17 protein-coding genes are annotated in these 16346 nt (G+C 67.6%); 11 read left to right on the top strand and 6 right to left on the bottom strand.

What is annotated here, in order from left to right; translation table 11 throughout:
- The first annotated feature begins 12 nt into the window (after positions 1 to 12).
- Positions 13 to 1623 carry a glucose-6-phosphate isomerase gene (gene pgi, locus PARHAE_RS14230; protein ID WP_126155248.1) on the top strand — a complete coding sequence of 537 codons (1611 nt, stop codon included), beginning with the start codon at positions 13 to 15 and terminating at the stop codon, positions 1621 to 1623.
- 61 nt (positions 1624 to 1684) lie between these two features.
- Here the strand turns inward: pgi and PARHAE_RS14235 are convergent, their stop codons facing one another.
- Complete coding sequence (locus PARHAE_RS14235; protein WP_126155249.1) at positions 1685 to 1903, bottom strand: SlyX family protein; 219 nt, start codon at positions 1901 to 1903, stop codon at positions 1685 to 1687.
- A gap of 50 nt (positions 1904 to 1953) precedes the next feature.
- Between PARHAE_RS14235 and hisS the strand changes: the two genes are divergently transcribed.
- The 4 genes from hisS (at position 1954) to PARHAE_RS14255 (ending at position 5531) form a co-directional block, all read left to right on the top strand.
- Positions 1954 to 3435: a histidine--tRNA ligase gene (gene hisS, locus PARHAE_RS14240; protein ID WP_126155250.1), complete on the top strand. Its 1482-nt coding sequence runs from the start codon at positions 1954 to 1956 to the stop codon at positions 3433 to 3435.
- Positions 3435 to 4493 carry an ATP phosphoribosyltransferase regulatory subunit gene (locus PARHAE_RS14245; protein ID WP_126155281.1) on the top strand — a complete coding sequence of 353 codons (1059 nt, stop codon included), beginning with the start codon at positions 3435 to 3437 and terminating at the stop codon, positions 4491 to 4493. Before hisS ends, PARHAE_RS14245 begins: the two co-directional genes overlap by 1 nt.
- Positions 4490 to 5167 (top strand): ATP phosphoribosyltransferase, encoded by a 678-nt coding sequence (hisG, locus tag PARHAE_RS14250; protein ID WP_126155251.1) that lies wholly within the window; start codon positions 4490 to 4492, stop codon positions 5165 to 5167. Before PARHAE_RS14245 ends, hisG begins: the two co-directional genes overlap by 4 nt.
- Positions 5168 to 5261: 94 nt before the next feature.
- Positions 5262 to 5531 (top strand): DUF2171 domain-containing protein, encoded by a 270-nt coding sequence (locus PARHAE_RS14255; RefSeq protein ID WP_126155252.1) that lies wholly within the window; start codon positions 5262 to 5264, stop codon positions 5529 to 5531.
- Between the two features lie 38 nt (positions 5532 to 5569).
- Here PARHAE_RS14255 and ftsY read toward each other — a convergent pair whose 3' ends face one another.
- A complete protein-coding gene (gene ftsY / locus PARHAE_RS14260) occupies positions 5570 to 6583 on the bottom strand; it encodes a signal recognition particle-docking protein FtsY (protein ID WP_126155253.1) in 1014 nt (337 codons plus the stop codon).
- A gap of 138 nt (positions 6584 to 6721) precedes the next feature.
- Here ftsY and PARHAE_RS14265 point away from each other — a divergent pair, with 138 nt between their 5' ends.
- From PARHAE_RS14265 to ispG, 4 genes are all read left to right on the top strand, one after another.
- Positions 6722 to 8014, top strand: a complete 1293-nt coding sequence (locus tag PARHAE_RS14265) for an adenylosuccinate synthase (protein WP_126155254.1) — start codon at positions 6722 to 6724, stop codon at positions 8012 to 8014.
- Positions 8015 to 8067: 53 nt separating this feature from the next.
- Entirely contained in the window at positions 8068 to 8280 is a 213-nt protein-coding gene (locus PARHAE_RS14270) for a DUF2842 domain-containing protein (protein ID WP_126155255.1), read from the top strand.
- Positions 8277 to 8939 (top strand): thiamine diphosphokinase, encoded by a 663-nt coding sequence (locus PARHAE_RS14275; protein WP_126155256.1) that lies wholly within the window; start codon positions 8277 to 8279, stop codon positions 8937 to 8939. Before PARHAE_RS14270 ends, PARHAE_RS14275 begins: the two co-directional genes overlap by 4 nt.
- Positions 8940 to 9018: 79 nt before the next feature.
- Positions 9019 to 10149, top strand: a complete 1131-nt coding sequence (gene ispG / locus PARHAE_RS14280) for a flavodoxin-dependent (E)-4-hydroxy-3-methylbut-2-enyl-diphosphate synthase (protein ID WP_126155257.1) — start codon at positions 9019 to 9021, stop codon at positions 10147 to 10149.
- Positions 10150 to 10221: 72 nt separating this feature from the next.
- Here the strand turns inward: ispG and moaA are convergent, their stop codons facing one another.
- On the bottom strand, positions 10222 to 11229 hold the full coding sequence (gene moaA, locus PARHAE_RS14285) for a GTP 3',8-cyclase MoaA (RefSeq protein ID WP_126155258.1): 1008 nt from the start codon (positions 11227 to 11229) through the stop codon (positions 10222 to 10224).
- A gap of 111 nt (positions 11230 to 11340) precedes the next feature.
- Between moaA and PARHAE_RS14290 the strand changes: the two genes are divergently transcribed.
- Positions 11341 to 11853 carry a hypothetical protein gene (locus tag PARHAE_RS14290; RefSeq protein WP_338142928.1) on the top strand — a complete coding sequence of 171 codons (513 nt, stop codon included), beginning with the start codon at positions 11341 to 11343 and terminating at the stop codon, positions 11851 to 11853.
- On the opposite strand, the gene PARHAE_RS14295 is transcribed toward PARHAE_RS14290, so the two are convergent.
- Positions 11841 to 12515, bottom strand: coding sequence for a DNA alkylation repair protein (locus PARHAE_RS14295; protein ID WP_126155259.1), 675 nt, complete (start codon positions 12513 to 12515; stop codon positions 11841 to 11843). The genes PARHAE_RS14290 and PARHAE_RS14295 overlap by 13 nt on opposite strands.
- Before the next feature lie 84 nt (positions 12516 to 12599).
- On the opposite strand from PARHAE_RS14295, the gene aroA reads away from it, so the two are divergent.
- Positions 12600 to 13931 carry a 3-phosphoshikimate 1-carboxyvinyltransferase gene (gene aroA / locus PARHAE_RS14300; protein WP_126155260.1) on the top strand — a complete coding sequence of 444 codons (1332 nt, stop codon included), beginning with the start codon at positions 12600 to 12602 and terminating at the stop codon, positions 13929 to 13931.
- Here the strand turns inward: aroA and PARHAE_RS14305 are convergent.
- Together PARHAE_RS14305 and PARHAE_RS14310 are read right to left on the bottom strand one after the other, a co-directional pair.
- Positions 13928 to 14308: a VOC family protein gene (locus PARHAE_RS14305; protein ID WP_126155261.1), complete on the bottom strand. Its 381-nt coding sequence runs from the start codon at positions 14306 to 14308 to the stop codon at positions 13928 to 13930. The genes aroA and PARHAE_RS14305 overlap by 4 nt on opposite strands.
- 56 nt (positions 14309 to 14364) lie before the next feature.
- The gene (locus PARHAE_RS14310; RefSeq protein ID WP_126155262.1) at positions 14365 to 16260 is read right to left on the bottom strand and encodes a propionyl-CoA synthetase; all 1896 of its coding nucleotides are present in this window, start codon (positions 16258 to 16260) and stop codon (positions 14365 to 14367) included.
- Positions 16261 to 16346 lie beyond the last annotated feature (86 nt).

Raw genomic sequence — 16346 nt, forward strand, 5'->3', positions numbered from 1 at the left:
GAGCCTTCCCGAATGACCGACATCTGGACCCGCCTGGGCGCCTATCGCGCGGCGCAGCACGATACGCGGATCACCGACCTGTTCGCCGCCGATCCGGCCCGCGCCCGCGCCTTTGCGACCCAGGCCGACGGCCTGGTTTTCGACTGGTCGAAGACCATGATCGACAAGGGCGCGCGCGACCTGCTGATCGAACTGGCCGAAAGTGCCGATGTGGCCGCCCGGCGCGAGGCGATGTTCTCGGGTCAGAAGATCAACGAGACCGAGGGCCGCGCGGTCCTGCACACTGCCCTGCGCAATCTGCGCGGCAGCGTGACGGTGGACGGCCGGGACGTGATGCCCGCCGTGCGCGAAACCCATGATCGCATGGCCGATTTCGCCCGCGACGTGCGCTCGGGCGCTTTCACGGGACAGGGCGGCAAGATCACCGATGTGGTCAATATCGGCATCGGCGGATCCGACCTTGGCCCCTATATGGCGGTGCTGGCGATGGCGCCCTATCACGACGGGCCGCGCACGCATTTCGTCAGCAATGTGGACGGCGCCGACATCGCCGACACGCTGAAGGGCCTGGATCCGGCGACGACGCTGGTGATTGTCGCGTCCAAGACCTTCACCACCATCGAGACGATGACCAACGCCCAGACCGCCCGCGACTGGATGGGCCGCACCGTGACCGATCCGGCGGCGCAATTCGTGGCGTTGTCCTCGGCCACCGGCAAGACGGCGGAATTCGGCATCGACGCCAGCCGCGTCTTCGGGTTCGAGGATTGGGTCGGCGGGCGCTATTCCGTCTGGGGGCCGATCGGGTTGTCGCTGATGCTGGCCATCGGCGACGAACGCTTTGACGACTTCCTGGCGGGCGCCGCCGCGATGGACGCGCATTTCCGCGCCGCGCCCTTGGCCGAAAACCTGCCGGTGCTGCTGGCCCTGGTCGGCATCTGGCACCACCAGGTTTGCGGCTATCCGACCCGCGCGGTGCTGCCCTATGACAACCGGCTGCTGCGGCTGCCCGCCTATCTGCAACAGCTGGAAATGGAATCGAACGGCAAGCGCGTGGCGATGGACGGGTCCGACCTGACCGTGGTGTCCGGCCCGGTCGTCTGGGGCGAGCCGGGCACCAACGGCCAGCACGCCTTCTATCAACTGATCCACCAGGGCACGACGCCCGTTCCCTGCGAGTTCATCCTGGCCGCGAAGGGCCATGAGGAGGATCTGGCGCATCACCACATCCTGTTGGCCGCCAACTGCCTGGCGCAGTCCGAGGCGCTGATGCGCGGCCGCACGCTGGAGGAGGCGCGCGCGCTGATGGCTGCGAAGGGGCTGGAGGGCGCGGAACTGGACCGCCAGGCGCGCCACCGGGTGTTTCCCGGCAACCGCCCCTCGACCACGCTACTGATCGAGAAGCTGACGCCCTTCACGCTGGGCCAGATCGTCGCGCTGTATGAACACCGGGTGTTCGTGGAAGGCGTGATCCTGGGGATCAACAGCTTCGACCAGTGGGGCGTGGAACTGGGCAAGGAACTGGCGCTGAAGGTGGAACCCCTGCTGAAGGGCGAGGACGCGCCGGGGCATGACGCGTCCACCGAGCATCTGGCCGCCCTGTTCCGGCAGATGCGCGGGTGAAAAAGCCGGGGGCGCTTCGCCCCCCGGACCCCCAGAGGATATTTAAGCAAAGGTGAAGAGCCTACCAATGCGGCGGGCGTTGGTCGGCCAGGGGAATCGAACCTTCGGCCTCGGCCTGCTGTTCGGCGGCGAAGCGCATCAGCATCTCGACCCGGCGGGTCAGGATCGCGATTTCGGCGTCCTGGCGGGCGATGACCTCGTTCAGGTCGTCGGTCACGCGGGTCAGGTGGGCCAGCGTTTCCTCGACGGCGCGGATTCGGTTGTCGGCGTTCTTGTCCATATCGGCCCCTTCGGTTAAGGCAGCCACGGATTGGCCGGAAAGGCAGGACCATGGCGAAAGATCAGAAAAAACAGCCCCGTCCCAAGGCGGAAACGCCCAAGGGCTTTCGCGACTATTTCGGCGCGGACGTGACCGAACGCAAGGTGATGCTGGACCGGATCGCCGAAATCTATCACCGCCACGGCTTCGATCCCCTGGAAACCAGCGCCGTCGAGACGGTTGAGGCGCTTGGCAAGTTCCTTCCCGACGTGGACCGCCCCAACGCCGGCGTCTTCGCCTGGCAAGAGGAAGCCGTGCCCGGCGGCGGGTCGGGCGACTGGCTTGCGCTGCGATACGATCTGACGGCGCCGCTGGCGCGGGTGGCGGCGCAGTTCCGCAACGACCTGCCCTCGCCCTATCGTCGCTATGCGATGGGGCCGGTCTGGCGCAACGAAAAGCCGGGGCCGGGACGGTTCCGGCAGTTCTATCAATGCGATGCGGATACAATCGGGTCGGCCAGCGTGGCGGCGGATGCCGAGATTTGCGCGATGCTGGCCGATGCGCTGGAGGCGGTGGGCATCGCGCGCGGCGATTACATCGTGCGGATCAACAACCGCAAGGTTCTGAACGGCGTCCTGGAAGCGGCCGAGGTGCGCCCCGACCAGGCCGACGACGTGCTGCGTCAGATCGACAAGTTCGACAAGGTGGGCCGCGACGGCGTGCTGGCGCTGCTGACGGTCGGCCGCAAGGATGACAGCGGTGCCGAGATCGAGGGGGTGGGGCTGTCCCAGGCGCAGGCGGCGCCGGTGCTGGCCTTCCTGACCTCGAAAGGGGCGGACAATGCGGCCACGCTGGAAAACCTGCGCGCAGCGGTGGGCGGATCGGTCATCGGCGCTGAAGGTGTGGGCGAATTGGCCCAGATCGCTGCGATGCTGGCGGCGATGGGCGTGGGCGAGGATCGTGCGATTATCGATCCGTCGATCGTGCGGGGGCTTGGCTATTATACCGGCCCGGTGTTCGAGGCCGAGCTGACCTTCGAGATTCTGGACGAGAAGGGCCGGAAGCGGCAGTTCGGGTCGGTCGCGGGCGGCGGGCGCTATGACGGGTTGGTCGAGCGGTTCACCGGCCAGAAGGTTCCGGCGACCGGCGTTTCCATCGGCGTGGACCGGCTGCTGGCCGCGCTGCGCGCCAAGGGGCTGGCGGGGGAGGAGGCCCAGGGGCCGGTGGTCGTGACGGTGATGGACCGTGACCGGATGGCCGATTACCAGGCCATGGCCGCCGATCTGCGCGCGGCTGGCATCCGGGCCGAGGTCTATCTGGGCAACCCCAAGAACTTCGGCAATCAGTTGAAATATGCCGACAAGCGCGGTGCGCCGGTGGCGGTCATCCAGGGCGGGGACGAGGCCGCGCGCGGCGTGGTGCAGGTCAAGGATCTGGTCCTTGGCGCGCGCATCGCAGCCGAGGCCAGCCACGACGAATGGAAGGCCCAGCCCGCCCAGACCGAGGTTTCCCGCGCCGATCTGGTCGCGGAAGTGCGGCGGATCCTCGGATGATCCCCAAGCGCGACAAGCAGGCGGTGGGCCAGCGCCTTCTGGCGGCGTTCCGCGCGGCGGGCGCGGTCGAGGTCGCGCCCGACCTGCTGCTGCCTGCGGGCGCCCTTCTGGATCTCTATGGCGAGGACATCCGCGCCCGCGCCTATGTCACCGCCGACCCGATCCGGGGTGAGATGATGCTGCGCCCCGATTTCACCGTGCCGGTGGTGCAGGCGCATATGGAAAACGGCGCCGAACCCGCCCGTTACTGTTACCTGGGCGAGGTTTTCCGCAAGCAGGACATGGGCGACCTGCGCCCCGAACACCTGCGCGACAACGAATACCTGCAATGCGGGCTGGAGCTGTTTTCCCGCCATCCCGGCGCCGATGCCGAGGTCTTCGCGCTGTTCCACCGGCTTCTGGCGCCCTATGGCCTGTCGGCGGAAACGGGGGACATGGGGCTTTTGATGGACGCGGTGCGCGGGTTGCCGGTGTCGGACGCGCGGCGGGCGGCCCTGCTGCACCACATCTGGCGGCCGGGGCGGTTCCAGCGGCTGCTGGATCGGTTCTCGGCACCGGCCCTGCCGCGCGACTTTCCCGCAGTCACCGCCCCCTGGGCCGGGCTGCGCGGCGAGGATGAGATGCAGGCCCGCATCGCCCGGCTGCGTGCCGATGCGGCTGAACCGCCTTTGCCGCCGCTGTGGTCCGACCGGCTGAAGCGGCTGTTCGCCCTGCGCGCGCCCGCGCCCCAGGCCGTCGCCGCCCTGCGCGACCTGGCCGGGGAAATGCCCGCCATCGCCCCCGCCGTCCAGCGGATCGAGACGCGGCTTGCCGCCATCGGCGGGCAGGGAATCGACCCTTCGGGTGTGATCTTCGACGCCAGCCACGGCCGCACGACGATGGAATATTACGACGGCTTCACCTTCAGTTTCCTTGCGACGCGGCCCGGCCTGCCGCCCGTCGCGTCAGGCGGGCGCTATGACGCGCTGACGCGGATGCTGGGCAAGGGCCGCGAGATCCCGGCGGTCGGCGGCATCATCCGCCCCGGCGTGCTGGCCGAACTGGAGGCTGCGGCATGATCCGGCTGGGCGTGCCGTCCAAGGGGCGGCTGATGGAGCAGACTTTCGACTGGTTCGCGGATCGCGGCGTCCGGCTGTCGCGCAGCGGCTCGGACCGTGAATATGCCGGCCGGGTCGAGGGTGCCGAGGGCGTCACGCTGGTGCTGCTGTCGGCGGGCGAGATCCCGCGCGAACTGGCGGCGGGCCGGATCGAACTGGGCGTCACCGGCACCGACCTGGTGCGCGAGAAGCTGGCGGGCTGGGCTTCGGACGTGGCCGAGGTCACGGCGATGGGATTCGGCCATGCCGACCTGATCCTGGCGGTGCCGGAATGCTGGACCGATTGCGATAGCCTGGACGATTTCGATTCCGTCTGCCGCGATTTCCGCGCCGCGCATGGCTTCCGGCTGCGGATCGCCACCAAATACCACCGGCTTGTCCGCGCCTGGCTGGCCGCGCATGAGGTCGCCGATTACCAGCTTGTCGATTCGCAGGGCGCGACCGAGGGCACGGTGGCCAACCAGACCGCCGAGGCCATCGCCGACATCACATCCTCCGGGGAAACGCTGCGGGCCAACAACCTGAAGATCCTGGCCGAGGAACCGATCCTGCGGTCTCAGGCCACGCTGTTCGCGGGCCGCCGGGCGATGGAATCCCCCGAGGTTCAGGCCTTTCTGGCGCGTCTGGCCGCATAAACGCTGGTCCTGCGCGGTCGATGGATCGCCTTGGCCCGGTGTGGCGTTGTCACCCTGTCATCTGCCGATAACGGCCGAGTACAGGAGAAGCGACATGGTCGATGCAAGCCAGATCAAGGAACATATGGAAGTGGTCGGCGCCGACGGCGTGCATGTGGGCAAGGTGGACCACATGGACGGCGACCGCATCAAGCTGACCCGCAAGGACGAGGCCCATGGCCAGTCCAGGGACCACCACCACTATCTGCCGCTGGCGAACGTTTCGTCGGTGGATGGCGGCAAGCTGTGGCTGTCCGCCGATGCGGCCAACGCCGCGCAGCTGTTCGAGGAAAAGGACGGCTCGCCCATTCAGGACAGGCTCTGACCCCGGAGCGGGCCGGATGGCGTCATCCGGCCTGTCCGCTAAAGGCCGACCAGGGCGCGGGCGAAATCGTCCGCGTCGAAGGCGTCCAGATCGTCGATCTGTTCGCCCACGCCGATGGCATGGATGGGCAGGCCGAAGCGGTCGGCCAGGGCCACCAGAACGCCGCCGCGCGCCGTGCCGTCCAGCTTCGTCATCACCAAGCCTGACACATCCGCCAGTTGGCGGAAGGTTTCCACTTGGTTCAGCGCGTTCTGTCCCGTGGTCGCATCCAGCACCAGCAGCGTGTTGTGCGGCGCGGTCGGATCCTTCTTGCGGATCACGCGGACGATCTTGGCCAGTTCCTCCATCAGATCCTGGCGGTTCTGCAAGCGGCCCGCCGTGTCGATCATCAGCAGGTCGGCGCCTTCGGATTCGGCGCGGGACATGGCGTCGAAGGCGAGGCTGGCGGGGTCGCTGCCCTGGGCCGCGACCATCACCGGCACACCCGCGCGCTGGCCCCAGATCTGCAACTGTTCCACCGCCGCCGCGCGGAAAGTGTCGCCCGCCGCGATCATCACCGACTTGCCCGCCGCGCGGAACTGGCTGGCCAGCTTGCCGATGGTGGTGGTCTTGCCCGCGCCGTTCACGCCCACGACCAGCACGACTTGCGGTTTTTTGGGATAAAGGGGCAGGGGGCGGGCGACCGGAGTCATGATGCGCGCGATCTCGGCCGCCAGCAGTTCCTTGAGTTCGGTCGAGGACAGGCGGCGGCCCATCCGGCCCTCGGCGATGTTGGCCGTCACGCGCAGCGCGGTGTCCACGCCAAGATCGGCCTGGACCAGCATGTCCTCCAGTTCCTCCAGCATCTCGTCGTCAAGCGCACGGCGCGGTTCCTCGGGCTTGGCGGGGGTCGTGCCGAACAGGCGGCCGACCAGACCGGGCGCGGGCGCGGGAACAGGCGCGGGGGCGGGTTCGGCGGCTTGGGGCGCGGCCTCGACAATGCCGTCCAATCCTTCGCCGATCTTCGCGGAGGATCGCGTCAGCCGATCCCGCAGCTTGGTGAAAAACGACATGCCTGCACCTTTCCAATCCGGCCGCGACCCTAATCGCTGCGGGGCGAAAGGGAAAGGGCGGCAAATCGCGGCTTTCCCCCGGCCCGGCCTTGCGCTAGACCCGGCGCCGGACTTTTTCGTGGAATGGAAGGACCGTTCATGGCCAATGTGGTGGTTGTCGGCGCGCAATGGGGCGACGAGGGCAAGGGCAAGATCGTCGATTGGCTGTCCGAACGGGCCGATGTCATCGCCCGCTTCCAGGGCGGCCATAACGCCGGGCATACGCTGGTCATCGGCAACACGGTCTTCAAGCTGTCGCTGCTGCCATCGGGCATTGTCCGGGCGGGCAAGCTGGCGGTGATCGGCAATGGCGTCGTCCTGGACCCGTGGTCGCTGTTCGCAGAGATCGACAAGCTGACCGCGCAGGGCGTGGCGATTTCCACCGAGAATCTGATGATCGCGGAAAACACCCCGCTGATCCTGCCGCTGCACCAGGATCTGGACAAGCTGCGCGAGGAAGCCGCGGGCAAGGCCAAGATCGGCACCACCGGGCGCGGCATCGGCCCCGCCTATGAGGACAAGGTGGGCCGCCGCACCATCCGCGTGGCCGACCTGGGCGACGAGGAAACGCTGGACGCGCGCCTGGACCGGCTGCTGGCCCATCACGACGCGCTGCGCCAGGGGCTGGGCGCCACCCCCATCGACCGGGCCGAGCTGAAGGCCAAGCTGATGGAGATCGCGCCGAAGCTGCTGCCCTATGCCCAGCCGGTCTGGAAGATCATGGCCGACGCCCGCAAGGCCGGAAAGCGCATCCTGTTCGAGGGCGCGCAGGGTTCGCTGCTGGACATCGACTTCGGCACCTATCCCTATGTCACCAGTTCGACCACCATGTCGGGGATGGCGGCATCGGGGACCGGCATGGGGCCGTCGGCCATCGGCTTCGTTCTGGGGATCGTCAAGGCATACACCACCCGCGTGGGCGAAGGCCCGTTCCCGACCGAATTGCACGACGCGGACGGGCAGCGGCTTGGCGAGCGCGGCCATGAATTCGGCACCGTCACGGGCCGCAAGCGGCGCTGCGGCTGGTTCGACGCGGTGCTGGTGCGCCAGACCTGCGCGATTTCCGGCGTGAACGGCATCGCGCTGACCAAGCTGGATGTGCTGGACGGCTTCGACACGCTGAAGATCTGCGTGGGGTATGAAATCGACGGGGTGAAATACGACTATCTTCCGACCGCCGCCGCGTTGCAGGCCAGGGTCACGCCGATCTATGAGGAAATGGACGGCTGGCAGGAATCGACCCAGGGCGCGCGGTCCTGGGCCGATCTTCCGGCGGCGGCGATCAAGTATGTCCGCAGGGTCGAGGAACTGATCCAGTGCCCGGTCGCGCTGCTCTCGACCAGCCCGGAACGGGACGATACGATCCTGGTGACGGATCCTTTCGCGGATTGAAGCGGGGGTCGGCGACCCCCGGGATATTTGAACCAAGGCAAAGGGCAGCGCCGATGAACCTGAAGACGCGCAAGAGGCTGTCGCTGCTGATCCTGGTGGTCGGGCTGCCCCTCTACATCGTCGCGGCGGTGACGCTGGTCAACTGGATGGACGCGCGCTTCGGCCGCCAGCCGATTCTGGTCGAGATCGCCATCTATGTCGGTCTTGGCGTCCTGTGGATCCTGCCCTTCAAGCGGATCTTCTCTGGCATCGGGCGCGAGGAATGATCCCGCCCCTGGTCATTTCCGACCGGGGCGTCACCGTGATCGGCGGCGGTGTCGCCACCCCTTATGACCTGCAAACCGCGCTGGCGGTGGCGCCGACGCTGGTCGCGGCGGATGGCGGCGCGGACCGGGCGCTTGCCTTGGGGCAACCGCCCGATTGGGTGATCGGCGATCTGGACAGCATCACGGTGGGCGCGCGCAAGCTGATCCCGGCCGGGCGCATCCATCATGTGGCCGAGCAGGACAGCACCGATTTCACCAAATGCCTGACCCGGATCGCCGCGCCCTTCGTGATGGCTGTGGGCTTTTCCGGGCTGCGGCTGGATCACACGCTGTCGGCGCTGACCGCGATGGCTTCCACGCCCCGGCCGCTGGTGATCATGCTGGCCTCTGACGATGTGGTGTTTGTCGCGCCCCCCCGGCTGACCCTGCCGCTGATGCCGGGAACGCGAGTGTCTCTGTATCCGATGGGGCCGGCGCGCGGGATCAGCACCGGGTTGGAATGGCCGATCGAGGGAATCGAATTCGCGCCGGGCGGGCGGGTCGGCACCTCGAACCGGGCGAACGGGGTGGTGACCCTGCGGATCGAGGGCAAGATGCTGCTGATGCTGCCGCGCAACACGCTGGCCAGTGTCATGACCGCGCTGCGCCTGCCTGCCTGAACGATCAAAGCCCCGTGCGGCGGTTGCCGCCCTGGCCTTGATGCCTTATCTGCAAGGGGCGAACCGCCCGGAGGCATCCATGTCGCTGAACCCGATCCGTCCCTGGCGCAACATTCAGCGTCGGAAGTCGCGCCAGATCATGGTGGGCCGCGTTCCGGTGGGCGGCGACGCGCCGATCAGCGTGCAGACCATGACCAATACGGACGGCCACGACGTGCGCGCGACGCTGGACCAGGTGATCCGGGCCGCCGATGCGGGCGCTGACATCGTGCGGATTTCGGCCCCCGACCAGGAAACCACGCGGGCGCTGCGCGAGATTTGCCGCGAAAGCCCAGTGCCGATCGTGGCCGACATCCATTTCCACTACAAGCGCGCCATCGAGGCGGCCGAGGCGGGCGTGGCCTGCCTGCGCATCAACCCCGGCAATATCGGCGACGCCGCCCGCGTGCGCGAGGTCATCAAGGCCGCCAAGGACCACGGCTGCTCGATCCGCATCGGCGTGAATGCCGGGTCGCTGGAGCGGCACCTGCTGGAGAAATACGGCGAACCTTGCCCGGACGCGATGGTCGAATCCGGGCTGGATCACATCAAGATCCTGCAGGACAACGATTTCCACGAATTCAAGATCAGCGTGAAGGCCAGCGACGTGTTCCTGGCCGCCGCCGCCTATCAGCAACTGGCGGACGCCACCGACGCGCCGATCCATCTGGGCATCACCGAGGCGGGCGGATTCGTCGGCGGCACGGTGAAATCAGCCGTGGGACTGGGCAACCTGCTGTGGTCCGGGATCGGCGACACGATCCGCGTCAGCCTGTCCGCCGATCCGGTCGAGGAGGTCAAGGTCGGGTTCGAGATCCTCAAATCCCTGGGCCTGCGGACGCGGGGGGTGCAGATCATCTCCTGCCCGTCCTGCGCACGGCAGGGCTTTGACGTGATCAAGACGGTCGAACGGTTGGAAAAGCGGCTGGAACACATCAAGACCCCCATGTCGCTGTCGATCATCGGCTGCGTCGTCAACGGTCCGGGCGAGGCGCTGATGACCGATATCGGCTTCACCGGCGGCGGGGCAGGCAGCGGCATGGTCTATATGGCCGGGCGGCAGAGCCACAAGATGACCAACGACCAGATGGTCGATCATATCGTGCAACTGGTCGAGGAACGCGCGCAGAAGATCGAGGACGAGGCAGGGGCGCAGACGGCGGCGGAGTGATTGCGTCCCGCCGTGGCCGGGGGCGCTTCGCCCCCCGGACCCCCCGAGGATATTTTCGCACAGAAGAGGGTCTCAACCGCCGGTATGGCTCATATGACGGGTCATCTGGCCCGCGACGGTCTGGCGGGAATAGTCGAAATCATGGCCCTTGGGCTTTTTCGCGATGGCGGCGCGGATGGCGTCCTTCAGAAACCCGTCATCGGATGATGCCCGCAGCGGGCCGCGCAGGTCGGCCATGTCCTCTTGCCCCAGGCACATGAACAATTCGCCGGTGCAAGTCAGGCGGACGCGGTTGCAGCTTTCGCAGAAATTATGGGTCAGCGGCGTGATGAAGCCGATCTTCTGGCCGGTTTCCTGCAGGCGGACATAGCGGGCCGGGCCGCCGGTGCGTTCGGCGAGTGGAGTCAGCGTGAAGCGTTCCGCCAGCCGGGCGCGCAGGTCCGAAAGCGGCCAATACTGGTCCAGCCGATCCTCGTTGCCCAGGTCACCCATCGGCATGACCTCGATGAAGGTCAGGTCGTGGCCCTGGTCGCCGCACCAGCGGACCAGATCGAACAATTCTGCGTCATTCACGCCTTTCAGCGCGACGGCGTTGATCTTGACCCGCAGCCCGGCGGCCTGGGCGGCGCGGATGCCGTCCAGCACCTGGGGCAGGCGGCCCCAGCGGGTGATCGCGGCGAACTTTTCGGGATCCAGCGTATCCAGCGAGACGTTCACGCGACGGATGCCGCAATCGGCCAGCTCACCGGCATATCGGCCAAGCTGGCTGCCGTTCGTGGTCAGCGTCAATTCGTCCAAGCCCTGGCCAAGATGCCGGGACATGGCCCGGAAAAAGCTCATGATGTTGCGTCGGACCAGAGGCTCGCCCCCGGTGATGCGCAGCTTTCTGACGCCCAGATCGACGAAGGTGCCGCACAGCCGCTCCAGTTCCTCAAGCGTCAGCAGGTCGGCCTTGGGCAGGAACTGCATATGCTCGGCCATGCAATAGACGCAGCGGAAATCGCAGCGATCCGTCACCGATACCCGCAGATAGGTGATCGGCCGCGCGAAAGGGTCGATAAGGGGGGCCGCGTTCTGCATCCCCCCAATCTAGGGGCGCGCGGGGCCGCGCACAAGCCGCGACTGGCTGTGGACGGGATCGCGCCATGCAGGCTAGGTTCGATGCTGATTACACGACAGAAGGGACAATCCATGCGCATCATCACCGTCGCGCCGCCGCTGATCCTGACCGCGACCTTGCTGGCGGGTTGCACTCAGGGGGCGATGACCGCGAACCGACCGGCGTCCGAAGCCGCCGCCCCGCAGACGCAGATGACCACCGAACAAGTGGCAGCGGCGACTGCCATCACCCGCGCGCCCGCGCCGCGTCCGGCAGCCCGCGCGACGGCGGCGCAATTGGATACCACCACCCCCGAACAGCGCGCCGCCGCCGCCAAGCCCGCCGAGGCGGCCGAGACGAAGCTGGGCAACACCATCGCCTCTCTGGGGAATCCGTCCGAAGGCGGGTTCTGGATCAAGACGCCGCTGGTCAAGGAACGCGGGCTGGGCCGGATCGTCAATCCGGCGACCGGCAAATCCGCCAAGGTCGATCTGATCCCGCTGGACGGCCCGGCCAGCGGCGGATCGCAGGTGTCGCTGCCAGCCCTGCAATTGCTGGGCGTGTCGCTGACCGACCTGCCCACGATCGAGGTCTATCGCTCCTGAACCGGCCGTTGGGCTTCCTTGCGCGCGAAGGGTTTCATCCGTGCCCCGTGGTCGGCCAGAAAGGCCCGGACGCGGGGCGCATCGCGTTTGGACAGATCGCGCAGCCACCAGGCGATGGCCTTCTGGATGAACCAGTCGCGATCATCGGCCAGTCGCGCGGCCCAGTCCAGGACGCGTTCGCGGGTGGCGATGTCGTCGGGCTTGGGGTTGTTCATCTTGGCCCAGGGCAGGGTGCCCACCAGGGCGGCGCGGCGGGTCCATTTGTTCGGATGATCCAGCCATCCTTCGACCGGGTCCAGCCGTGCGGGATCGGCCACCAGCCGCTTCTGCCCGGCGATCATGGCGGCATCGGCGATGGCCCAGCCGTCGAAATCAGGCGCCCAGGCCGCGATCAGAGTCCAGACGGCATTGTCGGGCCGGATCCGGGCCTGGGTCAGCAGCTTGGCGGCGGCGATGCGGGCCTCGTGGATGTCGCTGGCCCACAGGTCGCGGGCGAGGGCGATCCGGCCGTCCAGGTCGCGGGACGCGCGCCAGTCTGCCACCAGGGCGTCGATCTGCGGATTGGGCACCCCCAGATAGGTCCGCGCTGCCTTGTGATAGGCGGCCATCTGTCCGGCCTTTTCGGCATCCGCCTGGGCTATCAACGCGTCCAGTTCGATCATCGGCCCCTCCTGTTCCGGCGGTTCTAGGGGTGGCAGAGGCCGCGCGCCAGCGATAAAAGGTTTGCGCAATCAACAGGTGTGCCCATGTCCCATTCCACTGATCCCCGCCCGATGACCGCCCGCCGCAGCGGCCCGCTGCGGGGCGTGGCCCAGGTGCCCGGCGACAAGTCGATCAGCCACCGCGCCCTGATCCTGGGTGCGCTGTCGGTGGGCGAGACGCGGATCACCGGCCTGCTGGAGGGTCAGGACGTGCTGGACACCGCCAAGGCAATGGCGGCTTTCGGCGCGCAGGTTGAGCGGCTGGCCGAGGGTGAATGGTCGGTCCACGGCGTCGGCGTCGGCGGGTTTTCGGAACCCGAAGGCGTGATCGACTGCGGCAATTCGGGGACCGGTGTGCGGCTGATCATGGGCGCCATGGCCACGACGCCGATCACCGCGACCTTCACCGGCGATGCCAGCCTGTCGCGCCGTCCCATGGCGCGCGTTACCGACCCCCTGGCGCTGTTCGGCGCGCAGATCGCCGCGCGCGAGGGCGGGCGGCTGCCCATCACCATCCAGGGCGCGGCCGATCCGCTGCCGGTGCGGTACCGTACGCCCGTCGCCAGCGCGCAGATCAAGTCGGCCATCCTGCTGGCGGGGCTGAACGTGCCGGGCGAAACCGTGGTGATCGAGGCGGAGCCGACCCGCGACCATTCCGAACGGATGCTGGCTGGGTTCGGCGCCGACATCCGCACCGAGACGACCGCCGAAGGCCATGTGATCACGCTGCAAGGCCGCCCCGAACTGCGCGCCCAGCCGGTCGCGGTGCCGCGCGATCCCTCAAGCGCGGCTTTCCCGGTGGCGGCGGCGCTGATCGTGCCGGGGTCGGAAATCCGCGTTCCCGGCGTCAGCCGCAACCCGACCCGCGACGGCTTGTATGTCACCCTGCTGGAGATGGGGGCCGACATCGCCTTTGAGAACACGCGCGAGGAAGGCGGAGAGCCGGTTGCCGATCTGGTCGTCCGGCATGGCCCGCTGAAGGGCGTGACGGTGCCCGCCGACCGCGCGGCCAGCATGATCGACGAATTTCCGATTCTGTCGGTCATCGCGGCCTTTGCCGAAGGCGCGACGGTCATGAACGGCGTGGCGGAACTGCGCGTCAAGGAAAGCGACCGGATCGACGCGATGGCGCGCGGGTTGGAAGCGAACGGCGTCCGGGTCGACGAGACGAAGGACAGCATGACCGTTCACGGCATGGCGCAGGTTCCCGGCGGGGGCATGGCGGTCAGCCATCTGGATCACCGGATCGCCATGTCCTTCCTGGTGCTGGGGCTGGCGACCCAGGCGCCGGTTTCCGTGGACGACGGATCGCCCATCGCCACGTCCTTCCCGGATTTCCTGCCGCTGATGCAGGGCCTGGGCGCCGATCTGGGCTAGGTGTCGCGTTCGTCGAACTTGGCTTCGATATTGTTGCCGTCAGGATCCAGCAAGAAGGCGGCGTAATAGCCGGGGTGGTAATCGCGCAGCCCCGGCGCGCCGTTGTCGGTGCCGCCCGCCTTCAGGCCTGCGGCGTAAAAGGCCTGGACCTCGGCTCGCGACCGCGCGCGGAAGGCCAGGTGGATGTGGCTGGGCGGGGTATTGGCGTCGGCCTGGTCCAGATAGAACTCGTCCAGCTCGACCCAGTCGCGCCCCGCATGGGCGTCGGCGGCCCGGCCCAAGGCTTCGAAGATCGCCAGATAAAAGCTGCTGGCCCGGTCGAAATCTGCGGCCCGCAGATGGATGTGGTCGATCAGTTGGGTCGGTTTTCGTATCATCAGAGCGCCTCCGCGACGGGAACGCAGGGACGCCCTGATGGTTCACGGAACTTTTGTTAGACTGCGGCCTGCGGATAGCCGACCGCGCGCAGGGCCGCGGCGATTTCGTCCAGGATCGCCGGGTCGTCGATGGTCGCCGGGGTCTTGAACGGTTCGCCATCGGCGATCTTGACCATCGTCGCGCGCAGGATCTTGCCCGACCGGGTCTTGGGCAGGCGGTCCACCACGCAGGCGGTCTTGAAGGCGGCGACGGGGCCGATCTGGTCGCGGACCATGCCCACCACCTCTTTCACGACCTGGGCGTCGGGCGTGTTCGTGCCTTTCTTCAGGCACAAGAGGCCCAGCGGCATCTGTCCCTTGAGGCTGTCGGCCACGCCGATCACCGCGCATTCGGCCACGGCGGGATGGGCGGACAGAACCTCCTCCATCGCGCCGGTGGACAGGCGGTGGCCTGCGACGTTGATCACGTCGTCGGTGCGCGCCATGATGTAGAGATAGCCGTCCTGGTCGATATAGCCCGCGTCGCCGGTTTCGTAATAGCCGGGGAAATGCGACAGATAGGATTTCCTGAACCGATCCTCGGCATTCCACAGGGTCGGCAGGGTGCCGGGCGGCAGGGGCAGCTTGATCGCGACCGCGCCCAGCGTTCCGGCCGGGACCGGGTGGCCAGCCTCGTCCAGAACCTGCACGTCATAGCCCGGCAGCGCGACCGAGGGGCTGCCGTGCTTGACCGGCAGAAGCTCTATCCCGACCGGGTTGGCGACGATGGGCCAGCCGGTTTCGGTCTGCCACCAGTGGTCGATGACCGGGACGCGCAGCTTTTGCTCGGCCCATTGGATCGTGTCGGGATCGGCGCGTTCGCCCGCCAGATACAGCGTCTTGAAATGGCGCAGGTTGTAGTCCTCGATCAGCTTGCCCTCGGGATCCTCGCGGCGGATGGCGCGGATCGCGGTGGGGGCGCTGAACACGCTTTTGACGCGGTGGTTCTGGATCACCCGCCAATAGGCGGCGGCGTCGGGGGTGCCCACGGGCTTGCCCTCGAACACGATGGTGGTGGCGCCGACCGTCAGCGGGCCATAGCAGATATAGCTGTGGCCGACGACCCAGCCCACGTCCGAGGCCGCCCAGAACACGTCGCCCGCCTGAATGTCATAGACGTTCTTCATCGTCCAGGCCAGCGCGACCAGATGCCCGGCCGTATGGCGCACCACGCCTTTCGGCTGGCCCGTGGTCCCCGAGGTATAGAGGATATAGGCCGGATGGTTCCCCTCGACCGGGACGCATTCGGCGGGCTCGACCCCATACTGGAAGCTGTGCCAGGCCACGTCGCGGCCGGGGGTCAGTTCCGCGACCTCTTGTTCCCGTTGGAAGATCACGCAGAAATCGGGCTTGTGGGTCGCTTCCTCGATGGCGCGGTCCAAAAGCGGCTTGTAATGGACGACCCGGCCCGGCTCGACCCCGCAGGATGCCGCGATGATCGCCTTCGGGGTGGCGTCGTTGATGCGGACCGCCAGCTCATGCGCCGCGAAGCCGCCGAACACGACCGAATGGATCGCGCCCAGCCGGGCGCAGGCCAGCATCGCCTCCAACGCCTCGGGGACCATGGGCATGTAGATGATGACCCGGTCGCCCTTCTGGATGCCCTTGGCGCGCAGCGCACCGGCAAGGCTGGCGACCCGGTCGCGCAATTCGCGATAGGTGATGCCGCGCATCGACCGGGTGATCGGGCTGTCATGGATGATCGCCACCTGGTCGCCGCGCCCGGCCTCGACATGCCGGTCCACCGCGTTCCAGCAGGCGTTGAGGGTGCCGTCCGCGAACCATTCCCCTGCCGGTCCCTGGTCGAAGAAGGCGCGGCTGGGCGGGCGATCCCAGTCGATCTTTCCGGCGGCCTCCATCCAGAATGCTTCGGGATCCGCCTGCCAGGCGGCATAGGTGTCGCGATACGACATGATCGTGTCTCCTCACTCCTGCCGTTTGTTACGCAGCGGAAGGGCGCGTGCGCAACAATGTTAGCGGAGCAGGTCGGAGCCACGCG

This window comes from Paracoccus haematequi (genome assembly GCF_900631945.1).
GTDB lineage: Bacteria > Pseudomonadota > Alphaproteobacteria > Rhodobacterales > Rhodobacteraceae > Paracoccus > Paracoccus haematequi_A.

Bases quoted from the DNA above. Each gene is read 5' to 3' on its own strand.
- ftsY (WP_126155253.1), bottom strand. From the start codon at position 6,583: ATGTCGTTTTTCACCAAGCTGCGGGATCGGCTGACGCGATCCTCCGCG.
- pgi (WP_126155248.1), top strand. From the start codon at position 13: ATGACCGACATCTGGACCCGCCTGGGCGCCTATCGCGCGGCGCAGCAC.
- ispG (WP_126155257.1), top strand. From the start codon at position 9,019: ATGTCGCTGAACCCGATCCGTCCCTGGCGCAACATTCAGCGTCGGAAG.
- PARHAE_RS14255 (WP_126155252.1), top strand. From the start codon at position 5,262: ATGGTCGATGCAAGCCAGATCAAGGAACATATGGAAGTGGTCGGCGCC.
- aroA (WP_126155260.1), top strand. From the start codon at position 12,600: ATGTCCCATTCCACTGATCCCCGCCCGATGACCGCCCGCCGCAGCGGC.
- PARHAE_RS14295 (WP_126155259.1), bottom strand. From the start codon at position 12,515: ATGATCGAACTGGACGCGTTGATAGCCCAGGCGGATGCCGAAAAGGCC.
- moaA (WP_126155258.1), bottom strand. From the start codon at position 11,229: ATGCAGAACGCGGCCCCCCTTATCGACCCTTTCGCGCGGCCGATCACC.
- PARHAE_RS14310 (WP_126155262.1), bottom strand. From the start codon at position 16,260: ATGTCGTATCGCGACACCTATGCCGCCTGGCAGGCGGATCCCGAAGCA.
- PARHAE_RS14265 (WP_126155254.1), top strand. From the start codon at position 6,722: ATGGCCAATGTGGTGGTTGTCGGCGCGCAATGGGGCGACGAGGGCAAG.
- PARHAE_RS14235 (WP_126155249.1), bottom strand. From the start codon at position 1,903: ATGGACAAGAACGCCGACAACCGAATCCGCGCCGTCGAGGAAACGCTG.
- hisG (WP_126155251.1), top strand. From the start codon at position 4,490: ATGATCCGGCTGGGCGTGCCGTCCAAGGGGCGGCTGATGGAGCAGACT.
- PARHAE_RS14305 (WP_126155261.1), bottom strand. From the start codon at position 14,308: ATGATACGAAAACCGACCCAACTGATCGACCACATCCATCTGCGGGCC.
- PARHAE_RS14270 (WP_126155255.1), top strand. From the start codon at position 8,068: ATGAACCTGAAGACGCGCAAGAGGCTGTCGCTGCTGATCCTGGTGGTC.
- PARHAE_RS14275 (WP_126155256.1), top strand. From the start codon at position 8,277: ATGATCCCGCCCCTGGTCATTTCCGACCGGGGCGTCACCGTGATCGGC.
- hisS (WP_126155250.1), top strand. From the start codon at position 1,954: ATGGCGAAAGATCAGAAAAAACAGCCCCGTCCCAAGGCGGAAACGCCC.
- PARHAE_RS14290 (WP_338142928.1), top strand. From the start codon at position 11,341: ATGCGCATCATCACCGTCGCGCCGCCGCTGATCCTGACCGCGACCTTG.